The 25,295-nt window shown below is 43.5% G+C and carries 17 protein-coding genes; 5 read left to right on the top strand and 12 right to left on the bottom strand.

Going from position 1 to position 25,295, the window contains the following annotated elements; translation table 11 throughout:
- Positions 1-709 precede the first annotated feature (709 nt).
- Both AACT52_RS02710 and AACT52_RS02705 read left to right on the top strand, forming a co-directional pair.
- Positions 710-1,789 carry a spore photoproduct lyase family protein gene (locus AACT52_RS02710; RefSeq protein ID WP_073636007.1) on the top strand — a complete coding sequence of 360 codons (1,080 nt, stop codon included), beginning with the start codon at positions 710-712 and terminating at the stop codon, positions 1,787-1,789.
- A gap of 9 nt (positions 1,790-1,798) precedes the next feature.
- A complete protein-coding gene (locus tag AACT52_RS02705; RefSeq protein ID WP_073636006.1) occupies positions 1,799-2,107 on the top strand; it encodes a hypothetical protein in 309 nt (102 codons plus the stop codon).
- On the opposite strand, the gene AACT52_RS02700 is transcribed toward AACT52_RS02705, so the two are convergent.
- The 11 genes from AACT52_RS02700 to AACT52_RS02650 form a co-directional block, all read right to left on the bottom strand.
- On the bottom strand, positions 2,077-5,103 hold the full coding sequence (locus tag AACT52_RS02700) for a type I restriction endonuclease subunit R (protein ID WP_073636005.1): 3,027 nt from the start codon (positions 5,101-5,103) through the stop codon (positions 2,077-2,079). The genes AACT52_RS02705 and AACT52_RS02700 overlap by 31 nt on opposite strands.
- Before the next feature lie 491 nt (positions 5,104-5,594).
- On the bottom strand, positions 5,595-6,506 hold the full coding sequence (locus AACT52_RS02695) for a DUF4351 domain-containing protein (protein ID WP_198941099.1): 912 nt from the start codon (positions 6,504-6,506) through the stop codon (positions 5,595-5,597).
- Between the two features lie 58 nt (positions 6,507-6,564).
- Positions 6,565-6,771 (bottom strand): type II toxin-antitoxin system Phd/YefM family antitoxin, encoded by a 207-nt coding sequence (locus AACT52_RS02690; protein WP_073636004.1) that lies wholly within the window; start codon positions 6,769-6,771, stop codon positions 6,565-6,567.
- Positions 6,772-6,785: 14 nt separating this feature from the next.
- Positions 6,786-8,138: a restriction endonuclease subunit S gene (locus AACT52_RS02685; protein ID WP_073636003.1), complete on the bottom strand. Its 1,353-nt coding sequence runs from the start codon at positions 8,136-8,138 to the stop codon at positions 6,786-6,788.
- A complete protein-coding gene (locus AACT52_RS02680; protein WP_073636002.1) occupies positions 8,138-8,557 on the bottom strand; it encodes a PIN domain-containing protein in 420 nt (139 codons plus the stop codon). Before AACT52_RS02680 ends, AACT52_RS02685 begins: the two co-directional genes overlap by 1 nt.
- Positions 8,550-8,726 carry a hypothetical protein gene (locus AACT52_RS02675; protein WP_233154209.1) on the bottom strand — a complete coding sequence of 59 codons (177 nt, stop codon included), beginning with the start codon at positions 8,724-8,726 and terminating at the stop codon, positions 8,550-8,552. Before AACT52_RS02675 ends, AACT52_RS02680 begins: the two co-directional genes overlap by 8 nt.
- A 317-nt stretch (positions 8,727-9,043) precedes the next feature.
- Positions 9,044-11,260, bottom strand: coding sequence for a type I restriction-modification system subunit M (locus AACT52_RS02670; protein ID WP_073636001.1), 2,217 nt, complete (start codon positions 11,258-11,260; stop codon positions 9,044-9,046).
- Between the two features lie 278 nt (positions 11,261-11,538).
- On the bottom strand, positions 11,539-12,444 hold the full coding sequence (locus tag AACT52_RS02665) for a DUF4432 family protein (RefSeq protein ID WP_073636000.1): 906 nt from the start codon (positions 12,442-12,444) through the stop codon (positions 11,539-11,541).
- Between the two features lie 356 nt (positions 12,445-12,800).
- A complete protein-coding gene (locus AACT52_RS02660) occupies positions 12,801-14,942 on the bottom strand; it encodes a prolyl oligopeptidase family serine peptidase (RefSeq protein ID WP_083630790.1) in 2,142 nt (713 codons plus the stop codon).
- Between the two features lie 13 nt (positions 14,943-14,955).
- Entirely contained in the window at positions 14,956-15,087 is a 132-nt protein-coding gene (locus AACT52_RS41155; protein ID WP_445263916.1) for a hypothetical protein, read from the bottom strand.
- 27 nt (positions 15,088-15,114) lie between these two features.
- A complete protein-coding gene (locus tag AACT52_RS02650; protein WP_073635998.1) occupies positions 15,115-15,954 on the bottom strand; it encodes an aminotransferase class IV in 840 nt (279 codons plus the stop codon).
- Between the two features lie 199 nt (positions 15,955-16,153).
- Between AACT52_RS02650 and AACT52_RS02645 the strand changes: the two genes are divergently transcribed.
- Positions 16,154-17,155: a phosphotransferase enzyme family protein gene (locus AACT52_RS02645; RefSeq protein WP_073635997.1), complete on the top strand. Its 1,002-nt coding sequence runs from the start codon at positions 16,154-16,156 to the stop codon at positions 17,153-17,155.
- A 279-nt stretch (positions 17,156-17,434) separates the two neighbouring features.
- On the opposite strand, the gene psbA is transcribed toward AACT52_RS02645, so the two are convergent.
- Positions 17,435-18,517 carry a photosystem II q(b) protein gene (gene psbA, locus AACT52_RS02640; protein WP_073635996.1) on the bottom strand — a complete coding sequence of 361 codons (1,083 nt, stop codon included), beginning with the start codon at positions 18,515-18,517 and terminating at the stop codon, positions 17,435-17,437.
- Between the two features lie 161 nt (positions 18,518-18,678).
- On the opposite strand from psbA, the gene AACT52_RS02635 reads away from it, so the two are divergent.
- Together AACT52_RS02635 and AACT52_RS02630 are read left to right on the top strand one after the other, a co-directional pair.
- Positions 18,679-22,353 carry an NB-ARC domain-containing protein gene (locus tag AACT52_RS02635; protein WP_073635995.1) on the top strand — a complete coding sequence of 1,225 codons (3,675 nt, stop codon included), beginning with the start codon at positions 18,679-18,681 and terminating at the stop codon, positions 22,351-22,353.
- Positions 22,354-22,422: 69 nt separating this feature from the next.
- A partial coding sequence (locus AACT52_RS02630; protein ID WP_073635994.1) for a two-partner secretion domain-containing protein occupies positions 22,423-25,295 on the top strand: 2,873 nt, incomplete at its 3' end.

The following is a 25,295-nucleotide window of genomic DNA, read 5'->3' as shown; positions in this document are numbered from 1 at the left end:
CGGCGAAAAAAGTCGCCCGCTTAAGGGCGAGGCTTCAGACCCATTTTTTCGGTGACAAAACTTGAGAGGATGTCTGAGAAGTTAAAAATGTCATGCTGTTAGCGTAGCTCCTCGCTCTGCGAGGCACGAAGCGACAGCGTAGTGAACGCGAGTGCGTGCGCCAAGGGCGCTCAGCATCTCTAACCACAACGGAAAATTGCGATTCTGAGTCCCTTCGGGACACGCTGCGCGTATGCCTAGCGGCACGCTTTGCGCTTACGCTCCATTTCATTCCGCTCAGAATGACAAATTATACTTATTTTGAGCTTTCCAAACATCCTCTAAGGAGTGGCTAACAGTAAAACTTTTGAAAAAGGAAAAAGAGAGCCTGTATCAATAGTTAGAGTTAGCAATAATTTCAGTAGAAAATTACTACTTTTAGTTGGGTATAACCCGCTCTATTTATAGGTACCAGCCCGTTTATCAGGGCTTTAAAATAGAGTTACATCACATAAGTGGGTAGTTTTCATGTGCTTGAAATACAGTTCTTGTCGGGTGGGCATCTTGCTTGCCCTGCAATCAAGGACGGGCGAGACACCCATCCCACAAGATCATTAGGAATGCATTTCATTGAGAACCGCCATAACAAAAATTTAATATTTGGCACAACTGTGTCTTTCTGCTGTTGAGCCTTGATACCTACATTTCTTAGGAAGAATTAGCAAGATAGATGATTGCAGACAATCTTCTGACACCAAACACACCTTTGCGACAACCAAAATTATGGATGCCAGAGCAGGTGTTGTTCACACCCGCTGCGATCGCTGAACCGTGGGGACAGCAGATATTAGCACGCGTACAGTCTCTAAACTTACCTATAGAAGAGTTACCGCGAAATCGCCTGACAGGTTTGCGTGGAGAATCTGAACGCGACACTTATGATATTGCTAAACGCACCCTTGCAGTTGTGACAGCTCCCCCCAGTTCCTTTAAACTCAGCCCTATCCCACCATCGGCTGATTGGCAATTTCATCTTGCGGAAGGCTGTCCGGCGCACTGTCAATATTGCTACTTAGCAGGTAGCTTGCAAGGTCCGCCAGTCATTCGCGTGTTTGCCAACTTGCCGCAAATATTAGAGAATTTGGCAGCTTACGAGAAACCAGGGAAACCAACAACTTTTGAAGTTAGCTGTTATACTGACCCTTTAGGCATCGAGCATCTGACAGGAAGCCTTGCTGAATGTATCCGCTACTTTGGTACTCGTAATGACGCACATCTACGATGGGTGTCGAAGTTTGATGCTGTGGATGAGCTACTCAATTTGCCACACAATGGTCATACACGCTGCCGGATAAGTGTGAATGCTGCGCCTGTTTCTGGTCGCTTTGAAGGTGGTACAGCGTCCGTACCATCACGACTGATGGCATTGCGACGGTTAGCGCCACCACCAGAACGAGGTGGTGGCGGGTATCCCGTAGGTTTGGTCATTGCACCTATTATGCACATAGATGATTGGGAGATGCATTATGGTCGTCTATTTGACCAGATTAGCGAAGCACTAGATTTTGATTGTGACCTCACTTTTGAACTCATCTCGCACCGCTTTACACCTGGCTCAAAAGAAGTGTTGCAAACGTGGTATCCCCATTCAAAACTAGACATGGACGAAGACAAACGCAGTGTCAAGCGAAATAAGTTTGGCGGCACAAAGTATGTGTATGATAATGACACGATGAAAACTATGAAGCGCTTTTTTGAGGGTGAGATTGGACGGCGCTTTCCCAATGCTAAGATTCTGTACTGGACTTAGCTTGTAGTGATGCAGGTTTGTTTTGGCGATCGCCCTTTGGGCACTGCGCAAGAGCGCAATCGCACTTGGCGCACTGTCCCGAATAGCGATCGCCCTTTGGGCAGTGCGCAAGAGCGCGATCGCACCCCCGCCGGATTCCGTGACGCTGCATTAATCGCTATCCTGCGCGGTGCTGGACTGCGACAGGCTGAGGTGGTGAAGCTTAATATGTCAGATTTTAATAACGATTTCGCTACAGAAATTCACATCTGCACTCATGCAATGGCTGCCAATGTGCCAAGTGCTAATCATGAATGTTCATTGTTAATACTCTCATAAATACTAGATAGTAATTTCTCAAACACAACTGCTTTAAATTCTTCACTATTCATCACTTGCATAAAGATTTTTTCGTTACCGTCCATGCGTTCGATAAATAGATTTTCAAGATGCTTTTCTAGAACCGGGGCAAAGTTTTCTTTTGTATTGACTTGAGCCGCTTGTTTGATGGAGTCATTAGCGATCGCCGTTTCAGTGATTTGCTCGAAAAAGAGTTGGTCGGCTGGGGTGAAGCTAGTACCAAAACGTTCATTAAGGGAGTCAATAAGCTGCGATAAGGGAACTTCTTTATCTGGCTGGCTTCCGACTGCGCTAGCACCTCGTAAAGGTTCTGCTTTACCTTCGGTTAAATCAATTTTCCCTTCACTGATTTTTTCAAGGCGATAAAATTTTAGTTCTATATCTCCAGATAAATCAATTTTTGGAGCTTGGGGACTACGGGGTAATTTCTTTAGTAAAAAACGTCCATAGGCATAAAGCTTTTCGAGTTCTGAATCTTGATAAGGGATAATCTGGGCAAGGAATAGGTAGAGATTGCGGAAGCTGGTAAGTTGGCTTCTAAATTGTTCTTTATCTGGGTCTTGAAGGGCTTTATAATTTTCAATAATGGGGTCTAGTAATGTATTTAATTTTTTGTGTTCGCCTCCGGTGAGGGAGGTTTTTGGGCGGAACCAAATTTCACACCACTGGTTTACATCGTCTTGGCTAAAAAGTTGCCATTCATAAAGCTGGTAAGACAAATCATTTAATTGTTGCGGATCTGCGGTTTCTCCAACGGGCGTTTCTTCGTAATAGGGTTTAAAGGCTTTGTAGATGTCTTCTGGTTTGTTGACAAAATCTAGAACGAAAGTATCTTCTTTGCCTGTGGTGGTACGGTTGAGGCGAGATAGAGTCTGGACGGCTTGGACTCCATCGAGTCGTTTATCAACAAACATAGTATGAAGCAATGGTTGGTCAAATCCGGTTTGAAATTTGTTGGCGACAAGCAGCACTTGATAGGCATCGCTGGCAAATTTATCAGGAATTTCTGAAGTTTTGATGCCGCCATTCATGTTGACTTCAGTAAATGTTTCTCCGGGTAACTCCTCAAGGGCAATAGAACCGGAAAAGGCAACGAGGGATTTGATATCGCTATAGTTTTTTTCTTTAATGTATTTATCAAAAGCAAGTTTGTATTTAACGGCGTGTTCACGGGAACGGGTGACAACCATTGCTTTGGCTCTACCCCCAATTTTGTGGCGGGTATGGTTGCGGAAATGTTCGACGATGATTTCTACTTTTTGGGCGATGTTGTGGGGATGAAGTTCAACGAATCGGGCGATTTGCTTGGCTGCTTGGCGACGGGGTAAGTCAGGGTTATTTTCGGATATGCGGACAAGTTCGTAATAGCGATCGTAACAGGTATAATTTGCCAAAACGTCTTTAATATAGCCTTCTTCAATGGCTTGGCGCATAGTGTAGAGATGGAAGGGGACTTCGCCGTTGTCTGCGGGTTCATCGAATACGAGTTGAGTTTTGTACTTAGGGGTGGCGGTAAAGGCGAAGTAGCTGAGGTTTGGTTGTTTGGTGCGGCTGAGTTGTTCTTTTAGTAATTGTTGTTTGGCTTCATCACTGAGGTTGTCTTCTTCAAGTTCATCTTCCAGGAGTTGAGCGGCGATCGCTGATTCGATACCATCTTTATTAAGGATTTTGCGAAGTTCTGTGGCGGTTTCTCCGGTTTGGGAGCCGTGGGCTTCATCAACGATGACGGCAAAGCGTTTATCTTTGGTGGTAATGTCTATGGTTTTACCTTTTTTGGCTAAAGTCTCGATGGCTTTAGTAATGAAGGGGAATTTCTGGATGGTGGAAATGATGACGGGTACACCGTCGCTGAGGGCTGTAACCAGTTGTTGGGTGTTTTCGTCAATTTTCTGGACAACTCCGGCTTTATGATCAAACTGATAGATAGTGTTTTGCAGTTGTTGATCTAGTACGGTGCGATCTGTGATGACGACAACGGTATGAAAGATTTTTTCGTCTTGGTTGTCGTGGAGGTTGGCTAGGCGATGGGCTAACCAAGCAATAGAGTTTGATTTTCCAGATCCGGCGGAATGCTGAATCAAATAATTATGTCCGGCTTTGTGTTGTTTGGTGTGGGCGATGAGTTTACGGACGACATCAAGTTGATGGTAACGGGGGAAAATCAGGGTTTCTTTTTTCTGGTAATTAACGCCAGTGGCGGTGGGAATTTTGGTTTCTTTAATTTCGATGTGGAGAAAACGGGCTAAGATGTCCAAAAGACTATCTTTTTGTAAGACTTCTAGCCAAAAGTAACTGGTGCGATATTCTTCATTGTCTCCCACTGGATTGCCTGCACCGTGATTATTACCTTTGTTGAACGGTAGGAAATAAGTACTTTCTCCAGCGAGTTTGGTAGTCATCCAAACTTCTTCGGTGTCTACAGCGAAATGGACTAAGCACCGTTGTTTAAAGGTAAATAGGGGGTCTTTGGGGTCTCTATCGTGTCTGTATTGGTGGATGGCGTTTTGGTAGGTTTGCCCAGTGAAGGGGTTTTTGAGTTCGATGGTGGCGATAGGTAAACCGTTGATGCTGAGGAGAATATCCGGAATACGTCCAGTTTTGATGGTGACTTGGCGGGTGATGGTGAGGCGATTTTTTTCGTAGAGTGCCAAAGTTTCCGGGTTCATGCCTGTGTTCGGCTGGAAGTAGGCGATTCGCAGGGTTTTACCATAGCATTTGAAGCCATTGCGGAGGACATCGAGCATTCCTCGGCTTTTGAGTTCTTTGGTGAGACTATCTATAATGATTTTCTGGGCATCACTGGTGTTGGCTAGGCGTTGCCATTGTGTGGGCTGGGTGGTTTGGATAAAGTTGATGATTTGAGTGGGGAAAAGGGCGGTTTCTAGGTCGTACTCGGCGGGGTTACTTTGGTGATAGCCACTCAGTTGCAGCAGTTCCCTTTCGATGATGTCCTCAAATTTGTCTTCCGTGTGCATGAGGTGTGAAGTATAAACATAATTAAGTATAAACGTGAATTAATCTAATGTAGGGTGTGTTATGCCGTAGGCTAACGCACCGTAAACAATTCAAGTAAATGTAGGGTGTGTTAGAGGATGTCTGAAAAGTTTAAGCAAGGTATAGTTTGTCATTCTGAATGTAGCGTTCGCGCAGCGTGTCCCCTTGGGACTCAGCGGAATGAAGAATCTAGAGTTTGAGGCGTAGTTTTGAGATGCTGAGCGCTAAGGCGCACGCTACGCGAACACTACGCTATCGCTACGTGCCTCGCTCTGCGAGGAGCTACGCTAACAGCATGACATTTTTGACTTCTCAGACATCCTCTTATGCCGTGAGGCTAACGCACCGTAAACAATTCAAGTAAATGTAGGGTGTGTTATGCCGTAGGCTAACGCACCGTAAACAATTCAAGGTGCGTTGCGCTGTGCGACAACACACCCTACATCTTTTAAAAGATCCTCTAAAGAGTAAATTAATTTTGTTGGTCTAACCAATTGATGAGGTCTTCTAAAGATTGGAAATCAAAAATTGCATCTGCTAAGTTTTCTATTTGTTCTAAAGATAAGGAATCAATACGACTTTCCAAGGCGGAATCAATATTATTAAATCGCCGTTTTACTAGCTTTTTAACAATTTTTTGTTCTCCTTGTTCAATTCCTTGTTCAATTCCTTTCTGCATCCAACTGGTGACAATTTCCATGATTTGTGCCTCTTCAACTAAGTTGGCTTGTTTTAGTTCAGTATCAAGTTCTTGTTCTTCTGTGGCGTTTAATTTGAGATAAGTATCAATGAAACCGGAAATTAGTTCAATTTTAGCAGGATTTAACTGTAATGTTACTAACATCCTTAAGCATTCTAGTTTCACTCGGACTCTTTCTTCTGGTTGAAAGTCCATTTTTGCCATTAATGCGGCAGCTACGGGGTTTGGTTTATTTAAAAAAGTTCGCCAGTTGAGGTTATTTAGTTGGATAGCAAAGTAATTAAATTCTAGAATTTTTCTGTGAGGAAAGTTAACGGTATATTGGCTTTTCTCTGGTCTTTTGGGTTCATCGTAGGAGAAGATAACTATAGGAAATATTGGCATTAAATATTTAGCATCTAAACGAGCGAAGTAATGAAACATCCGCCGTTCAAATTCTTTTTGATTGTATGCCTGATTTTCTAAATGTATGAGAAAATAACTGTTTTCTCCTCTCCATTTTACTTGTGCTAATAAGTCTATTCTTCTTTTGTCTCCAGTGGTGACATCGGTAAATATTTCTTCTGTTAAAAAGGTTAGGCTGTCTTGTGCAACATACTCTAAAACCTCTGGTAGAAAGAGTTCTATAAATTCCCAAAAGAAGGTTTGGATTAATTCTTTAAAGAGTCTATCGTGATCTATCACCTGTTTTTTGCTCTTTGTTAATTAGGTTTTGCAGAGTTTGGGGATGTTCTGCAAAGGTTCATAGTCCTTCGTCAACGTCGGCAAAGTCTGCGTCCAGTGGTTCAAGGGTAGAAAGTGTTTGCAGGAGCGATTTTTTATGAATGGGGGAAATGATGGCGAAGGGGATACCATTTTGGATGATGGTGAGGGGTTCACCTGTTTTTTGAGCTTGGTTAATTAGGTTTTGGACGGTTTCGGGAAGTTCTGTAAGGGTAATTTGTTTCATGGTGGTTTCTGAGGTTAGGGGATAGGGACTTGGCGCACATCTATTTTACCTGTGACAGCGTTAGTGATGAGGGCGGTGCGATATTCTTTGAATAGTTCGATGGCTTCTTGAATCTTGGCTTTTTGTTGGTCAATTTGGGTTGTAATATTTGATATATAATTTCTAATTTCTTGTCTTTCTGATTCTGGTGGAAAAATAGCAGGAAAAAGTTTTATGTTTGTTGATGATATTGATGCTAAATTTGTTGATTGCTTCGCCCTACTAAAAAAATAAAATTTTGCATAAAAAGATGATGTTAATAAAGCAATCCATGAAGATATTTTTTTGTCATTTGGTCTGACTGAAAAAACATGATTTTGGTGTAAACAAGGATTGATTTGAGCCTTCCAAACAGCACCACGCCCTAGCTTATCATTATCTCCACCCTCATTCATTAAAACATCACCATCATGCAATGAGTAACGTTCTATTTCATTATGTAAAACTTCAATGTAAGAAATATCTGATATATCAATGTATCCATCTTGAACATTAGCTACTCTAAGATAAGGAAGCTCTAAAGTTTCTTCTTTATCTAATTTTCTTCCTTTCGCTACACCACCTCTTACTTGAGCTTTTCTTTTAAGGTGCATAACTTCCCAATGCTTCGGAATTTCACCCAACCACTCAATACCAGAATCTTTCATCGGGACGTTTGGATCTAGTCCTTTGGTGACGGCGTGACTGATGAGGGCGGTGCGTTTTTCGTCGAGTTTTTCGAGGAGGGCTTCTTTCTTGGCGATGAGGTCATCTATTTGTTTGGTTTTATGGTCGAGGAAGTGGGCGATCGCTTGTTGTTCATCTAGTGGGGGTAAAGTTATTTTGATATCTTTAATTTGCGTACCATTTAGGTGTGGATGTAAAGCTCCTGTTTGATAACACTTTAAAAAATATTGCCCTATTTGACTACGTAAAAATAACTCTAAAAAACTTCCATCTATCTTTTCTTTGATAGGAGTCATGATAATTAAAGCATGACAATTACAATTTTCGTACTCCTTTTTTACTAAAGCTGTTTGACCTATATCACCTGTTTGTACTATAAGAATGTCACCAAGTTTTAATTTTGATTTTTGATGTTGGTCAGACCATTCTTTTTTTACGAAGTAATGACCACGATCAAATAAAATTTTTCCATCTTTAATATGAAGTGATTGTATATATCTAATGCCTGATTCAACTAAAATGTCACGAGTTGGACCGACATATCCATTAGTTATTTTAGATGTTAATCTACTGATAGTGATACTGTCCCAATGTTGAGGAATCTCCCCCAACCACTCAACACCAGAATCCTTATACTTTTCATAACCCTGATACTTACCCATTACATAACTTCCCAATCTTCAATCTGTAACCCTTCAACTCGACTAAGCTCGCTGACATTGTGAGTGACTAGAATCAAATTGTTTGCTAAAGCAATAAAAGCAATTTGTATATCATTTGAGCCAATAGGAGTTCCAGCCTTTGCTAAATCAGCCCGGATTTTGCCATAAATTTCCGCACAGCTATCATCAAATGGTAGAGATACAAACTGATACAGAAACAACATTTTTAGATTTAAACTCTTCTGAAGATTATTGCTACGCATTAAGTCATAAACTAACTCAGCTTTAACCACATAACAAACAGCAATCTTATTTGCTTCTAGGTTATTAAGATGACGATTAATACTAGAGTTTTTATTTTTTAAATCTACTATACAAGCATTAGTATCTAGTAAATAAACAAGAGAAGAATTACTCATCAAAAACCCCGTTTAAATCATCATCCATCTCATCACCAATCCCCAAATCGTCAATTGTAAAATCTATATCCGCACAACTCCCCGCTAAATTCAATAATGCCGAAGTATGAAGGGGAATATTTGCCGACAAAAAAGCTTTGAAATCTACATCATTCTTAAAACCTAACATTTGCCTAAACTCATCAAAATTAATTAACCCCTCTAGGAAAGCTTCTAGAACTAATTTCTCAAGGTTTTATTGAGATAAATCCCCCCATTTATCCTGAACTCACTCAGTTAACTTATCTGGTAAATTAATCGTAATTTGCATATCAAAAAAGCCTCCTTATTTAAGATTAATATTTTTATTGTAATCCTTAAAACAGTGACCAGTGACGCCTGCTATGGTGAGGGATTTAAACCCGCCACCAACGCTTTCCACCAATTGGTGGGGGACTTAAACCCTGCGGATGAAACTGATAACTGATAACTGATAACTGGTAACTGTTAAACTACTTCACCCAACATCGCCATAATGTCCGCCTCCAGCGATTTAATATCATTCTCAATTTCATCCAAAGGACGAGGCGGCTGATACACATAAAAATGACGATTTAACGGAATCTCATACCCCACCTTGGTTTTATCAAAATCAATCCAAGCATCCGGTACATGGGGCAATACTTCTGCCTCTAAATACTCCTCACAATGTCTCTTTACCAACTTAATCAACTCATTTACACTCGCATCCTTGTCATATTCCAACGGTAACGGCAACGTAATATCATTTGGTAAAGGTACAATTTCCGTATCTCGCAAATTACTATCCGGTTCAGGATTCCCCTTCTTATCCCGACAGATTTCGGCTTGTGGATCTGCCTCACTCAACGCTGCTAAAATTGCTTTTATCACCGGCTCTTTCAACTTTAGCCCTGCATTCTTTAGCACCCGTTCCAAATCCCGCATAAACTCAACACGGGACATATAGAGCTTGTTATCATCCAAACACCGCAAAGCATCTAAAATCTGATTTTGCAGACTTTCACCCATCTCCATTTCTAACTGTTGCACCTTAGCATCTTTACGCTTCTTACTCGTTGCCAAATCCTGAAACGCCTTTTGCTCTGACAAACGAGCCACCCGTTCCTCACTCGCCTGAAAATTTAACCGCAACGGACGCTCCACCGTAATTTTGAGAAATCCAAACTCCCGATTCTCAAAAATCTTTGAGCAAATCTGCTTTTCTATCTGCCCGTCTGATTTCACCTCACTTACACCATTCTGCTCAAAATCCCCATACAGTCGCACCAGTTCCGCAATATGCTCAGGGGATAACTCATTGCGTTTATTACCGAGACTCTTTTTCATTTTCAGAAAATGGCGAGTCCCATCAATAAGCTGAATTTTTCCTTGACGATGCGCTGCTTTTTTATTCGTCACCAGCCAAATATAAGTAAAAATTCCGGTGTTATAGAACATCTGGTCAGGTAGAGCAATCACCGTATCAAGCCAGTCATTTTCAATAATCCAACGGCGAATATTACTTTCACCACTACCCGCATCCCCTGTAAACAAAGGCGAACCATTAAACACAATGGCAATCCGAGAACCATCACCCCCATCCTCTGGGGATGAGTGCATTTTCGATATCATGTGTTGCAGAAACAACAGCGAACCATCATTAATTCGAGGTAAACCAGCCCCAAAACGCCCCTTAAATCCTAAATTGTCATACTCATCTTTAATAAAATCCTCTTCTGGTTTCCATTCCACACCAAAAGGCGGATTAGCAAACATATAGTGAAATTTTTTATCAGGATGCCCGTCACGGGGTAAAAAATTATTACTTTTGCTTTTGGCGTTTTTTATCCCCAAGGTGTCGCCATAGACAAGATTGTTAATCGGTTCATCTTTAATCAGTAAGTCAGAACAGCAAATCGCGTAGGATTCAGGATTATACTCTTGCCCAAATAACCCTAAATTTGCTTTAGGATTTTGCTTTTTAATGTATTCCTCCGCTACCGATAGCATTCCCCCTGTTCCTGCTGTGGGGTCGTACACTGTCCGGTAAATTCCTTGTTTAAAAATATCTTGCTCGTCACAGAAAACCAGATTCACCATGAGTCGAATGACTTCACGGGGTGTAAAGTGATCTCCGGCTTCTTCGTTCGCCTGCTCGTTAAACTTTCTCACCAGTTCCTCGAACAGATAGCCCATTCGTAGATTAGAGAGTTTCGCCGGAGATAAATCAACTTCAGGACTGGCGATCGCCTTCATCACCTCAAAAAGACGGTTAACTTCATCTAACTTCTGGATTTCGTTATCAAACTCAAATTTCTCAAAAATATCCCGTGCCAGAGGCGAAAAACCATTGATATAAGCTCTAAGATTATCAGCAATCCCCTCCGAATCCTCTAGTAATTTTTGAAACGTAAATTCACTAAGGTTATACAACGGCTGTTGCCTCTCGCCTCCAATTGCAACTTTAGCGATCGCTTTCTCAAAAGCATCCCCTTCTAAACCCATCGCCGAATATTTCGCCTTCGCCTCAAGTACAGCTTTCTTAGTCGGTTCTAAGACAGCATCCAAACGACGCAATACAATCAGAGGCAACATCACCCGGCGGTATTGGGGTGGACGGTAAGGACCTCGGAGTTTGTCGGCAATGCTCCAGATAAAACCAACTAACTCTTGATTATTAGAATTTTCTATATTTGTCACCATAGGAATTTTGAGTAATAAGACCAATCAAGATTGCTCCTAGTTGCTCTTATATTTTGTTTACAAACTATTTTCAGTACTCAATATTAGCACTCTCGCTTTCTTTAAAAAACACGAAGTTACATCCTCAAGCGATCGCCCCGGAAATCACTCATTATCATTAATTTCTAGTTGATAAAAACATAAAGGGAAGTTCGCTTTCCGCAATTCGCGCATGGGTGAGATAAGGATGACATGGCTTTCATGAGTTAAACTCATGCAAGCCGGCGAACGGCACGCTCCTAAAAGTGCTGTAAGCGAACGGTCAAAGTACGACGTTGTGCTTCATGGGGTAAGAGCTGTGCAGAAGTGCCATTACGGCAAGCAATCTCTAAATCGTAGGGAATATTTGTGCAAGGCTCTAGTACAAGTACGTAATGATTGTGCCACCCACCGTAACTCTGAAATACCCAGACATAAGGAAAATCGGTGGTGTCAAAATTCATGAGTAGAGCAGATTGCGATCGCTCATTGCGAATCCCGCATTCTCCTCTAGCCAAATTTGAGCTGTAATAAAACTCTTGTAGTTGTGAAGAACGCGGTGGTGTGCGCTGCACTTCAATTTCCCTTCCATCCGCCGCCAAAGCTTTGGGAAAGCGGGTTTTCTCTTGACGACCGATGATTTTACTAAATTCAAGAACCGCAGGCTCAATCAGACAATCCGGCAAGAGAATTTCGTCCCCCTCCTCAATGGCGATCGCCGCATGCTGTTTAAACAAAAACGGAATCGTTTCATCGGACTCGTTCTGGAACAGGTACTCAATTTTGGCTTCTGGCTTGTTCTCATCAAGTCGAATTATCTTTTCTACCCTCACTGGCACAGTTTGACAAGAACGCACCATCTTCACGCTTTTGTTAGATGTTTCAACAACCTCCCACGCCTGTGACCATAACTCCCCGTGGTCAACTAGGTGGCGACCTTGAAACATACCTGCTGCATCGTTAGGAAAAATCTCATCCCAGCCACCTGTCCAATTGTCGTCGAAGGATGCACCTAATGCAAGCGTTCTCGTTTGCGACTCGTCATAGCTTAGAGGATGCCAAAGCCATTGGTGTTCAGTTTGGAGGTCTTGCAGTTGGTCGATACGACCACCAAGGTCAGGTCTAACTGTCAGTTTGATTTCGGAATTTTTAAGCGTGATTATCATCCCAAAAATTTATCATATAACAGTTATCAGTTACCAGTTATCAGTTATCAGCTTTTTGTTCACTGGTCACTGGTCACTGTTCACTGTTCACTGGTCACTCCAATCCTACAATTACCGCAAGATATGACCAGGAAGAAAAAGGTACAAGCCCCCAACTTCAGTTATGGGGTTCTTACTTTTGACTTGTTACCTTCACTTTTGACTTCCCCGTTCGCGTAGCGTCTCCGAAGGAGAAGGGGCTGACCGTCGCCCAGAGGAGAGGAAACGCCGCGCTGCTGCACAATTTGGGCGGGCTTTCCGACCCTCCCTACAAGAGTTTCATTAAAAGATGGTGTGCAAATTGTAGGATTTTCAGCTTAGTCCTCGATCCCGAATTGCCACATCATAAAAGTGAAAATGTCGGCTCGTTCTTGGAGACGTTGCGTTTTGGTTGAGCCAACGCCGTGTCCTGCTTCGTAGTCAATGCGGAGCAAGACAGGTTTGCCGCTGGCTGAGGCGGCTTGAACCCGCGCCGCAAACTTTGCTGATTGCCAAGGCTCGCATCGAGGGTCAGTGATGCCGTGCGTAATCATCATTGCCGGATAGTTCACACCGTGCTTGACGTGCAAAAACGCATCCATTTCATAAAGTGCTTTGAACCCGGCTTCCGTTTGGCAACTGCCAAATTCACGAATATTATTCACGCCGTTTGGCGTTGTTTCAAAGCGAATCGCATTCATGGCACCCACCCGTGGAATTGCCACGGCAAACAGGTCAGGACGCTCTGTTACGGCTCTGCCAATCAAGATACCGCCTGCGCTTATGCCTTCGCCCGCCAGTTTTGCAGGTGAGGTGTATTTCTGTTCAATGAGATATTCGGCGCAAGCAATAAAATCTTTCCAGGTGTTCGGCTTGGTTTGCTGAAATCCGGCACGATACCATTCTTGCCCTTTTTCGCCACCGCCGCGCACATGGGCAAAAGCCATAATGCCGCCTTTTTCATACCATGCATAATCTTGGTGTTGGTAGGGTAGGTACAGGGAGAAGCCATAAGCCCCGTAGCCAGTCAGCCAGCATGGATTTGAGCCATCAAGCTTGATACCTTTTTTGTAGACAATAGAGAGCGGTACCATCGTCCCATCGTATGATTTGACCTCAACTTCCTTAGCAATTAAATCATCCGGTGCATCATATTTACCTTTTGGTTGTAAACCTGTCTCCATAAAGGTTTCTGTTTTCGGATTGTATTCGTAGATGCTGTAGAATCTCGTCCAAGTGGTCATAGCCAGGAGAATTCCTTCCACTCTGGCATCATTTTTTGAAACTCTGGGGTCATTTCCAAAAAAATCGACTGTGCCATCAAACGGCAGGTTGAGTGGTTCTGCTTTACCGTCGTAAGCAATGCGAATGACTTTGTTAATGCCATTGTCGCTTGTTAGCACATAAAGCGCATCTTGAGCGGCAACCATTATTTCAATACTCTGGTCGCTTTGGTCCATGACGAGTTCAGCACTAGAAAAGTCAGGGTTTTTCAACGAAGTTTTGACAATCTTGTAGCGAGGCGCATTTTTGTGCGTCAGCAAATACAGGTCTTCTCCATGCACGTCAAAGAGTTTTACTTCATCGATCGCATCGCAGACCTTTTTCCACTCGGGTGTTCCTTGATTGAATGAAGCAAGAGTTGCGACATAAAGGTCAAGTTCTTTCTGCGTGCCGTAGAGGATGACCGCAAATACATAGTCGGAATTTGGAACGGTGATGATAAATGGAGATGCTACGGTCGAAACGTCCACTAAAGGAGTCACTCCATGACCAAGGACAAGGGTATCTTGTTCTACATCCGTGCCAAGTCTGTGCAAATAGACTTTGCTGTTTTGATTCTTTTCGGTTATCGCCATGCCTTCTTTCATCTCTTGATGGCGGGTGTAGAGGAACGACTGGTTATCGGGTAACCAACTTCCACCGTAATGCAGCCGCGAAATTGGTTCGTCTACATTTTTAAGAGTTTGAGTATCCATCACATACAGCGAAGTCTCTTCCGAGCCGCTTGCTGAAATAGCATACATCACATACTTGCCATCCCACGACGGGATGAAGCTATTTATCGCGTGGGGCTTGCCTGTTTCTTGTTTGAATTGTTCAGGATCGACCAAGAGAATTTCGCTGCCGTTCATGCCGTCGCGCAGGTAAAGTTTCCACACATCGTCTTGTGCTTCCCGTTTGAGGTAGAAAAGTTTGCCGTTGGCAAGCCGCAACACGCAGTCCATCTTTGCCGGAACGGAAGCCTCTAATTCGATCATGCGGTTGAAAAAAGCATCGCGCCCAGGCAGTTGTTTGAGCAAATTAGTTGTATAGTCAGCTTGTGCTTTCACCCACTGCTGCACCTCTTCATCGTTGAAGTTCTCCATGTAACGGTAATTGTCCGTTACCTTCGTGCCGAAGTAGTCGTCTGTAACGGGTTTGACAGGCGCAACGGGCGGCTTTGGTTGTGCAGACATTCCAATCATGCTTCTCTCCATATTTTTTCTCCAATCATGTCTCACGACACTGGATGAGTGGCGATTGCGCGGAGCGCAGTGGGAAGACAGCCCAATCGCGATTCGGGGCAGTGGCAAAGGCGATCGCCTGTAAGCGCAAAGCGTGGCGCACGCATACGCACAGCATATTTTAAGTAGTTTAAATCGTTTATATTTATACTTGACCTAAACTAGTATAATTGTTAAATAAATCGATGAGAAGTTGAGTTTTTTCTCCCGGTTTTCCATTAGATATCTGTAGGTCATCAATTTGAACTACGGGCATAATCTCCTTCGTAGAAGATGTTATAAAAGCTTCATCACAACTATTCAAATCGCTATAATAAATTGGTTGCTCAACTATCTCGAATCGATTTTTAGCAAGTTCCAGCACAACATTTCTTGTAATACCATTAAGAATATTTTCTTTTGGTGTAATCAGTTGAGAGTCTCGAAAAACAAAGAAATTTGTAGTCGTTCCTTCCAATACATGGCTCTGCTGATTAACATACAGTGCATCAATAGCATTAGCGCGTTTTGCTTGTTGTAGTGCCATAATTGCAGAGATATAATTCAGGGTTTTTGCTTGAGGAATGAACCGTTCTATTGGCACAGTGACAACTTTGACCCCTTTTTCATAATATTCCACTGGATATTGGGCAACAGGAGTGACAATAACCACTAGACTTGGTTGTTCGGGAGGAGTAATAAAGTCGGCTGAAGAACCGCCAGTCACAATAAGCCGAATGCTAGCTTCTGGGAGATTATTGCGCCTAAGTGTTTCTTGAGTAATTCCTTCTATTTCCTCAGTTGACCACGGCAAACTTAAGCCAATTAATTCTGCGGATTTTTGCAGCCTTTGAACGTGTTCTCGTAGTCTAAATGGTACTCTGTTATAAGTCCGGAGATAATCAAATACTCCATAGCCTCGTACAATCCCTAAATCATTAAGTGGCAGCGAAGCCTGATCTGATGGGACATATTTTCCATTAACGTAAGAGATGAGTTGAGTCATTTTCTATTTGTTAAAGTTGTTGCTAGAGTCATCATAAGCCATCATAATTGTAAGCTTTTTGTTTTAGGTACATTAGCATGAGAAGATAAAAACCAATCATTGAGAGGAATCAATCGCCATGACCGTGGGCACAGATGGACAGCAAATACGCATTAAAATATTTTTTTTGCAACACAACCTTTCTTAGACATTGTAAATAATGGCACAGACTGGCGCTTACGAACGCATTGCCAAGGCTGCACTCAATCAATATGCTGTAGTTGAGGGAGAACTTCGGTTTCTGGGTCATAGTGGAAACGTGACCTTTTATGTGGAAGCACCAGAGGAAAAGTTCCTCCTCCGTATCCATCAAGCATTTTCAGGGTTACAGGATGATATATGGCAAAGACCAGATATTATCGAATCAGAACTTTTGTGGCTTGCGGCCTTGCGTCGTGATACCAATGTAATAGTGCAAGAGCCATTGCAAAATTTAGAGGGTAGATGGGTGACGCAAGTGTTAGCCGATGATACCCAAGATGTTTTTTATTGCTCATTGCTACGTTGGATTGATGGCTACGTCTGTGATACTCATCGAACACCACAACAAGCTCACCAGCTCGGCTCATTAATGGCTCAACTGCATCGCCATAGTAGTCAGTGGAAATTACCACATAATTTTGTACGCCCAATATTTGATGAAAATCGTCTGCGTGCAGCACTTTCAGCACTTTACCCAGCAGTGTCTTATGGCTTGATTTCACCTGAGCATTATAGGATGCTTACAGTAGCAACCCAAAAGATTGAAAGCATGATGAAAACACTGGGTCAAGCACAAGATATTTGGGGATTAATTCATGCAGATTTACATGAAAGCAATTATCTATTTCACAACGAACAAATTCGACCAATTGATTTCGCTCGTTGTGGCTTTGGATACTACCTTTATGATATTGCTGAGTCAATTCAACATTTACTTCCTCAAGTGAGACCCTCATTTTTTCAAGGTTATCAAACTATTCGTAAGTTACCCGAGCGTTACTTACAAATAGTAGAAGGGTTCTTTATCATGGCAATCATATATAATTACTCCTTTCATGTGAATAATCCAAAAGAACATGAATGGATTTCAAAGGATGTTCAACATATTGCTAAGAGGCACCTTCATAAATATCTTGAAGGTGAATCATTTTTGCTTGATACGTTTTTGCTTGATACATAGTGAGGAACATCGAGCACGTCTGATTTATCTTTCTCCATATTTCCCAGAATTTAACCCTATTAAAAAAAGTTGGTAAGGATATAGGGACTTCCAAAATTCGTAGCGGATTAAATTTGGTGAGACTCTGCGTCCCTCCGCGCTACCTTGGCGTTCCTCTGCGTTTAAAAAAGTTACGAACTTATGCAACGCCTGTACTTAGACACAAAAAAGCGCCCCACTTGCGGGACGCATTAATTAAGCACTTATAAAACAGACCACGAAATCTAAATCTTGAGGAACCTAGCCATTGATAGCAGGAGCAGCCACAGCCACAGGTGCTTGCTCGCCGCTAGCTAAGTCGAGGGGGAAGTTGTGAGCGTTACGCTCGTGCATCACTTCCATACCCAGGTTGGCGCGGTTGAGGATATCCGCCCATGTACTGATTACACGACCTTGAGAGTCAATTACCGAAGAGTTGAAGTTGAATCCGTTGAGGTTGAATGCCATTGTGCTGACGCCCAAGGCAGTGAACCAGATTCCAATCACAGGCAAAGCAGCCAAGACAAAGTGCAGAGAACGTGAGTTGTCGAAGCTGACATACTGCCAGAATAAGCGTCCCAGGTAACCGTGAGCAGCAACAATGCTGTAAGTTTCTTCCTCTTGACCGAATTTGTAACCGTAATTCGCGGACTCCTGCTCGGTGGTTTCACGCACCAAGGAAGAGGTCACAAGAGAACCGTGCATGGCAGAAATTAAAGCTCCACCAAACACACCCACAACCCCTAACTGGTGGAAGGGATGCATCAGGATGTTGTGTTCAGCTTGGAACACCAACATGAAGTTGAATGTACCAGAGATACCCAAGGGCATACCGTCAGAGAAGGAACCTTGACCGATGGGGTAAATCAAGAATACTGCGGTTGCTGCTGCTACAGGAGCAGAGAATGCTACGCAGATCCAAGGACGCATACCTAAGCGGTAAGACAATTCCCACTCACGACCCAAGTAGCAGAATACGCCAATCAGGAAGTGGAATACTACCAACTGGTATGGACCACCGTTGTACAACCACTCATCGAGGGAAGCTGCTTCCCAGATGGGGTAGAAGTGCAAGCCGATCGCATTGGAAGAAGGAACAACTGCACCAGAGATGATGTTGTTGCCGTATACTAATGAACCTGCAACAGGCTCACGAATACCGTCAATGTCAACCGGAGGAGCAGCGATGAATGCAATGATGAAGCAGGTGGTGGCGGCTAGCAGTGTGGGAATCATCAACACACCGAACCAACCAACGTATAAACGGTTTTCGGTGCTGGTGATCCACTCGCAGAAGCGCTCCCATACGTTTGTGCTTTCGCGACGTTGTAAGGTTGTGGTCATATCCTAAAATGATTACAGTGATAAAGTATGGTTATAGTTGCTGTTCACTTGGAATCAACAACTGAATGCATAGTAAAAAAAATCCCATAGTCTTTGCAGTAACTAAAAGTTATTGAAAGTTACAACATTCAGTTAGCTTTCGTTAGCACTATTTGTGACCAATGACAATTGAAGAAGCCTTAGCCATTGTTGAAACGGTTCTTGAGACGGCATCTTTAAATGACTTGCAAGAAGTTATTTTTCGACAGTCTTGGGAACGTAAAACCTATCCCCAGATTGCCGAAGAATTCGGTTATGATGCCGAGTACATCAAAATTGTAGGCTTTCGACTCTGGAAAATGCTTTCTCAAGCAATGGGCGAGAAAGTAACTAAAGATAACCTTCGCTCAACCCTGAGAAGATGGTGTTCTCGTAGCATCCAGGAAAGAAAAGCAGGGGAAGCAGGGGAAGCAGGGGAAGCAGGGGAAGTAATGACTCCCTCATCTTCCTCATCCCCCTCATCTGGCTCATCTGGCTTACAAGACTGGGGTGAGGCGATAGACGTTTCTATCTTTTACGGACGTTCTCAAGAACTAGCAAAATTAGACCAGTGGATTATCCAAGACCGTTGTCGATTAGTGGCAATATTAGGAATTGGTGGAATTGGAAAAACTTCCCTTTCTGTGAAGCTGGGGGAAAAACTACAGCAGCAATTTGAGTTTGTTGTCTGGCGATCGCTCCACAACGCGCCACCAATTGAACCACTGCTGATTGGCTTGATTCAATTTCTTTCACAACAAAAGGAAACTAATTTACCAGACTCTGTTAGTGATAAAATCTCTCTACTGTTGAGTTATTTACAAAAACATCGCTGTCTTGTTATTCTTGATAATACAGAAACAATTCTATGCAGCAGTGAACTAGGCACTCGTACAGGACACTACCGCACAGGATATGAAGAATATGGCGAACTTTTTAAGCGAATTGGTGAGTCACGCCATCAAAGTTGCTTGGTGATGACAAGCCGAGAAAAGCCTAGAGAAGTTGCAGTTCAAGAAGGTGAAATCTTGCCCGTTCGGTCTATGCAATTGTCTGGTTTATCAACAGCAGACGGACAAGGAATATTTCGCTGTAAAGGATATTTTACTGGCTCAACTTATGAGTGGCAAAACTTAATTCAATCTTACGCGGGGAATCCGCTGGCGCTGAAAATTGTAGCGACAACGATTAGAGATTTATTTGATAGTAATATTTCTAGGTTTCTTTCTCAAGGTACAGTCGTATTTGGTGATATTCAAGATATAATTGAGCAGCAATTTCAGCGCTTGTCAACCATTGAGCAAGAAATTATGTACTGGTTGGCAATTAACCGTGAACCTGTCGCTTTTGCAGAAATACAAGCTGATTTACTATCGCCTATTTCCAGTTCTCAACTACTAGAAGCACTACAAGCGTTGGAAAGGCGATCGCTCATTGAAATTGCTAAAGATATTATACACAACATCTCTACATTTACGCTGCAACCTGTATTGATGGAGTATATGACCAGTCGCCTGATTCAACAGGTCTGTACCGAAGTAGAAACACAGACAATTTACCTTTTCAAAACTCATGCTCTTATCAAAGCTACAGCAAAAGACTACATCAAAGAAATTCAGATTTACCTCATTCTTAACCCTGTTATTAAACAGTTACTTTCTATCTTTGGCAATGTAACTCGAATTGAAACTCAGTTGATGACAATTCTTGCCTCACTGCGCGGGAATAAACCAATTGATACGGGTTATATTGGTGGAAATACTATCAATTTGCTTCGTCAGCTAAATGTCGATTTAGATGGTCATGACTTTTCTGGTTTGACAATTTGGCAAGCAGATTTAAAAGGTGTAAACTTACATCAGACAAACTTCGCTCATTCGGATTTAGCAAAATCTACCTTTACTGCAAATCTGAGCTACATCTTCACAGTAGCAGTGAGTCCAGATGGTTGTCTTCTGGCAACTGGGGATACTGACGGCAAAATTTCCCTATGGCAAGCAACAGATGGACAACAATGTTTGACTTGGGAAGCACACGCAGGCTGGGTTCGGTCGATTGTGTTTAGCGCTGACGGTCGCACCTTATTTAGTGCTAGCGACGACCAAACTGTCAAGCAGTGGAATTTAACAGGTGAATGTTTGCAAGTATTTCGTGGGCATAATTCCTTTGTTTGGACTGCAGCTTTGTTTGAACAGCCAAATTCAAGTGACTATCATCCCATCCTTGCCAGTGGCGGTATTGACCGAACAATCATACTGTGGGATATCCAGAGTGGAGAGTGTTTAAAAACATTGCAAGGACATACGGATTGGATTGGCTGTGTTGCCTGTAGTTCTGACGGTCGAACTATAGCAAGTGGGAGTTTAGACCAAACGATTAAACTTTGGGATGTCAATACTGGCGAATGTTTGAAAACATTGCGTGGACACACTCATGATGTGTGGTCTGTAGTATTTAGTATAGATGGTAAAATGTTGGTGAGTGGTAGTGCAGATGCAACTGTTAAGATTTGGGATGTGTCAACAGGGGAATGTCTGCAAACGCTTCAAAGTCATACAAACCATGTTTGGTGTGTTGTCTGTAGTAGTGACGGTCAGACCATTGCCAGTGGTAGTGGTGACACAACTATCCGACTATGGAATATTCATACTGGAGAATGTATTAAAACATTACAAGGACACACCAATACTTTGCGATCGCTTGCCTTTAGTCCCAACGGACAACATCTGATTGCCAGTGATGACAACCAAACTATTAAACTCTGGGATATTAGCACAGGAAAATGTTTCCGCACCTTTTACGGATATGGTAGCGGTATTTGGGCATTAGCCGTCTCTCCACGCAATCATCTTGGCGACTTCCCGATGATAGCGAGTGGTAGTGAAGACCAAAAAGTTAAACTTTGGGACATCAATACTGGCAAGTGTATCAGAACTTTAGAGGGTCATAAAAACTGGGTGCGCTTTGTCGCTTTCAGTCCAGATGGGAGAACTTTGGCAAGCGGCAGTTCTGATGAAACGGTGAGAATTTGGGATATTCAAACTGGAGAGTGCCTAAAAATTTTGCGAGGACACACAAGTTGGGTGCTTTCAGTCGCCTTTAGTCCCAATGGGCATCTAACGAGTGCTGGTAGTGATAAACAAGTAAGAATATGGGATGTGCATAGTGGGGAATGTCTGCACGTTTTTCAACATGATACCGCTGCTGTCTCAACTGTTTTTAGTCGCGATGGTAAACTCGTGATTAGTGCTGGTGCTGATTTCCTGATTCGAGGTTGGGATGTGCAGACAGGAGTGTGCATCAAAACATTTACAGGACACACTCATGGAACCTGGTCAGTCGTCTTTAGTCCAGATGGGCAAATCTTAGCAAGCGGTAGTGAAGATAAAACGATAAAAATTTGGGATGTTGAGACTGGAGAATGTCTCTCAACTCTGCATGGACATTCTAGCGCTGTTGTGAGTGTGACTTACAGTCTAGATGGTCGCCTGCTGGCAAGTGCAAGTACTGACAAAACTGTGAGAATTTGGAATGTAGAAACTGGGCAGTGCTTGAAAATTCTTCAAGGTCACACACGATGGATTTATGCAGTCGCATTTCTCGAGTCTCACCTTCTTGCAAGTAGCAGCGAAGACCAGACCATCCGGCTTTGGAATATCGAAACGGGCGAGTGTATAAAAATTCTCAGAAGTCCCAGACCTTATGAAGGAATGAATATTACGGGAGTCGTTGGTTTAAGTGAGCCACAGCGGGCGACACTTTTGGCATTGGGTGCAGTTGAAGAGAGTATTAATAGTTGTGGATTACTCGCTTATTAGCATGACACTAATTCCACTAATTGTGGTTTACTGAGTAATAATGTAAACCTGTAAAAAGCTGAGGGTGTAATGTCTAGGATCGGTTGCTGGGGCTGCTTGTTTGGGGTTGCGATCGCGAGTGCAAATACTTTCAATGCACATTCCGCTCTTGCGCAAATTACACCAGATGGGACTTTACCCAATAATTCTATTGTCACTCCCTCTGGTAACACCATCAATATCACTGGCGGAACACAAGCAGGAAACAACCTTTTCCACAGTTTCCAAGAATTCTCTATTCGCACTGGTAACGGAGCTTTTTTCAATAATGCGCTTAACATTCAAAACATCATTAGCCGGGTAACAGGTGGATCGATATCTAACATTGATGGTTTCATCCGCGCCAATGGTTCAGCTAACGTGTTTCTGCTTAATCCGAATGGGATTATCTTTGGTCCAAATGCCAGTTTGAATGTTGGCGGTTCATTTGTGGCAACAACGGCAAATGCGATCCAATTTGGCAATATCGGCTTTTTCAGCGCTACTAATCCAGAAGCCCCCTCACCCTTGCTGACAATCAATCCTTCTGCTCTAGTCTCCAACCAAATCGCTGCAGCCATCCAAAATAACTCAGTAGCACCAGCAGGAAGAGATCCTGCTGGATTTCGGGCTTTTGGTTTAGGTGTTCCTGATGGTAAGAGCTTGCTGCTAGTAGGTGGCAATGTCAACATGGATGGTGGTGGGCTGAATGCTTATGGTGGACGAGTTGAGTTGGGAGGATTGGCTTCTGCTGGAACTGTGGGGTTAGAGGTGAATGGCAACAATTTAAGTTTGAACTTTCCTGATAACGCAACTCGTGCAGATGTATCTCTGACAAATGGAGCTAGTGTCCGTGTGGATGCTGGCGGTGGAGGGAGTATTGCAGTTAATGCCCGTAATTTAGATATTTTGGGAGGAAGTTTCCTTGCTGCTGGAATAGGGCAGGGCTTAGGGTCAGTTGGTAGTCAGGCGGGAGATATTACCCTCAATGCTACAGGGGAAATAAAACTTGTAGGCAGTTATGTATTCAATAATGTGGGATCGCGAGCAACAGGTAATAGTGGCAACATCAATATCACAACTGGCTCCTTGTCCTTAAACGATGGTGGCAGACTCGATGCCACCTCATTTGGACAAGGAAATGCAGGCAGCGTGTCGGTGCGAGCGTCGGGTGCAGTTGAGCTTGCAGGCAGTAGCACTGCCATTTTCAGCTCTGTGGAATTAGGAGGTGTGGGCAAAGGAGGCAATATCGACATTAAAGCTGCTTCACTTTCCCTTAAAGATGGTGCTGAACTGCTAACTTTTGTTGGTGGTCGAGCATTTAACAATCAGCCAGTTGGAAGGGGAGATGCTGGGAATGTCACAGTTGATGTCACAGAAAGAGTGACGATTGCTGGGGTTAGGAGTGGGATTTTCAGCACTGTAGACCCGAGGGCTGTGGGCAATGGGGGGAACATTACTATTTCTTCTGGGGACTTCTCTTTAAGCGATGGTGGCAGACTCAATGCCAGTACTTTGGGACAAGGGAATGCGGGCAGTGTGTCGGTACGAGCAACAAATTCTGTTGAGCTTGTCAATGGGGACATCTTGAGCACTGTGGCAGCAGGAGGTGTGGGCAATGGTGGCAATATCAACATCAACGCTGCAACACTATCCCTTAAAGATGGCGCTCAACTGCAAACCTTAGTTCGTAGAGCATCTGACACCCAGCCCGCCGGAAGGGGGGATGCAGGCAATATCACAATTGATGTCACAGGTCCTGTAACGATTGCTGGGATCAAGGACGGAAATCCCAGTGCAATTTTCAGCTTTTTGGGAACAGGGGCTGTGGGCACTGGGGGGAACATTACTATTTCCTCTGGGGACTTCTCTTTAAGCGATGGTGCTCAACTGAGTGCCAGTACTTTTGGACAAGGGAATGCGGGCAGTGTGTCGGTACGAGCAACAAATTCTGTTGAGCTTGTCAACGGGGCTATCTTCAGCTATGTGCAAGCAGGAGGTGTGGGTAATGGTGGCAACATCAATATCACAACTGGCTCCTTCTCTTTAACCGATGGCGCTGCACTGATTGCCAGTACTTTGGGACAAGGGAATGCGGGCAGTGTGTCGGTGCGAGCAACAAATTCTGTTGAACTTGTCAATGGGAACATCTTCAGCACTGTGGGAGCAGGAGGTGTGGGCAATGGTGGCAACATTAATATCACAACTGGCTCCTTCTCCTTAACCGATGGCGCTGCACTGACTGCCAGCACTTTGGGACAAGGGAATGCAGGCAGCGTGTCGGTGCGAGCAACAAATTCTGTTGAACTTGTCAATGGGAACATCTTCAGCACTGTGGCAGCAGGAGGTGTGGGCAATGGTGGCAATATCAACATTAACGCTGCAACACTGTCACTCAAAGATAGCGCTCAACTGGCAACTGCGGTTCGTGAAGCATCTTCCGACCAGCCACCGGGAAGGGGGGATGCAGGCAATGTTACTGTTGATGTCACAGGTCCTGTAACGATTGCTGGGGTCAAGGACAGCCCTGCCAGTGCGATTTTCAGCTCTGTTGAAACGGGGGCTGTGGGTAATGGGGGGAACATTACTATTTCCTCTGGTTCCTTGTCTTTAAGCGATGGTGGCAGACTCAATGCCAGTACTTTGGGACAAGGGAATGCGGGCAGTGTGTCGGTGCGAGCAACAAATTCTGTTGAGCTTGTCAACAATGTGGGCATCCTCAGCACAGTGGGATTAACAGGTGTGGGTAATGGTGGCAACATCAACATCAATGCTGCTTCAGTGTCCCTCAAAGATGGTGCTCAAATCACTGCTAGCAGTACTGGCGATGGTGCTGCTGGCAACATAGAAGTTGATACTCGCTCTATCCGTGTAGCGAGAAAACGGAATAAACCGGAATCTCTTTTTTCAAACTCTCCTCTGTA

The sequence above is a fragment of the Scytonema sp. HK-05 genome (assembly GCF_963872035.1).
Lineage (GTDB): Bacteria > Cyanobacteriota > Cyanobacteriia > Cyanobacteriales > Nostocaceae > Kalymmatonema.
The sequence above is the reverse complement of the archived record's forward strand: the minus strand, read 5'-3'. Positions and strand labels throughout refer to the sequence as shown.

Coding starts and splice junctions, on each gene's coding strand:
- AACT52_RS02645 (WP_073635997.1), top strand. CDS start 16,154: ATGGCACAGACTGGCGCTTACGAACGCATTGCCAAGGCTGCACTCAAT.
- AACT52_RS02685 (WP_073636003.1), bottom strand. CDS start 8,138: ATGGGTAAGTATCAGGGTTATGAAAAGTATAAGGATTCTGGTGTTGAG.
- AACT52_RS02650 (WP_073635998.1), bottom strand. CDS start 15,954: ATGACTCAACTCATCTCTTACGTTAATGGAAAATATGTCCCATCAGAT.
- AACT52_RS02675 (WP_233154209.1), bottom strand. CDS start 8,726: ATGTTAGGTTTTAAGAATGATGTAGATTTCAAAGCTTTTTTGTCGGCA.
- AACT52_RS41155 (WP_445263916.1), bottom strand. CDS start 15,087: ATGCTGTGCGTATGCGTGCGCCACGCTTTGCGCTTACAGGCGATCGCC.
- AACT52_RS02680 (WP_073636002.1), bottom strand. CDS start 8,557: ATGAGTAATTCTTCTCTTGTTTATTTACTAGATACTAATGCTTGTATA.
- AACT52_RS02660 (WP_083630790.1), bottom strand. CDS start 14,942: ATGGAGAGAAGCATGATTGGAATGTCTGCACAACCAAAGCCGCCCGTT.
- AACT52_RS02665 (WP_073636000.1), bottom strand. CDS start 12,444: ATGATAATCACGCTTAAAAATTCCGAAATCAAACTGACAGTTAGACCT.
- AACT52_RS02670 (WP_073636001.1), bottom strand. CDS start 11,260: ATGGTGACAAATATAGAAAATTCTAATAATCAAGAGTTAGTTGGTTTT.
- AACT52_RS02690 (WP_073636004.1), bottom strand. CDS start 6,771: ATGAAACAAATTACCCTTACAGAACTTCCCGAAACCGTCCAAAACCTA.
- AACT52_RS02710 (WP_073636007.1), top strand. CDS start 710: ATGATTGCAGACAATCTTCTGACACCAAACACACCTTTGCGACAACCA.
- psbA (WP_073635996.1), bottom strand. CDS start 18,517: ATGACCACAACCTTACAACGTCGCGAAAGCACAAACGTATGGGAGCGC.
- AACT52_RS02635 (WP_073635995.1), top strand. CDS start 18,679: ATGACAATTGAAGAAGCCTTAGCCATTGTTGAAACGGTTCTTGAGACG.
- AACT52_RS02700 (WP_073636005.1), bottom strand. CDS start 5,103: ATGCACACGGAAGACAAATTTGAGGACATCATCGAAAGGGAACTGCTG.
- AACT52_RS02705 (WP_073636006.1), top strand. CDS start 1,799: ATGCAGGTTTGTTTTGGCGATCGCCCTTTGGGCACTGCGCAAGAGCGC.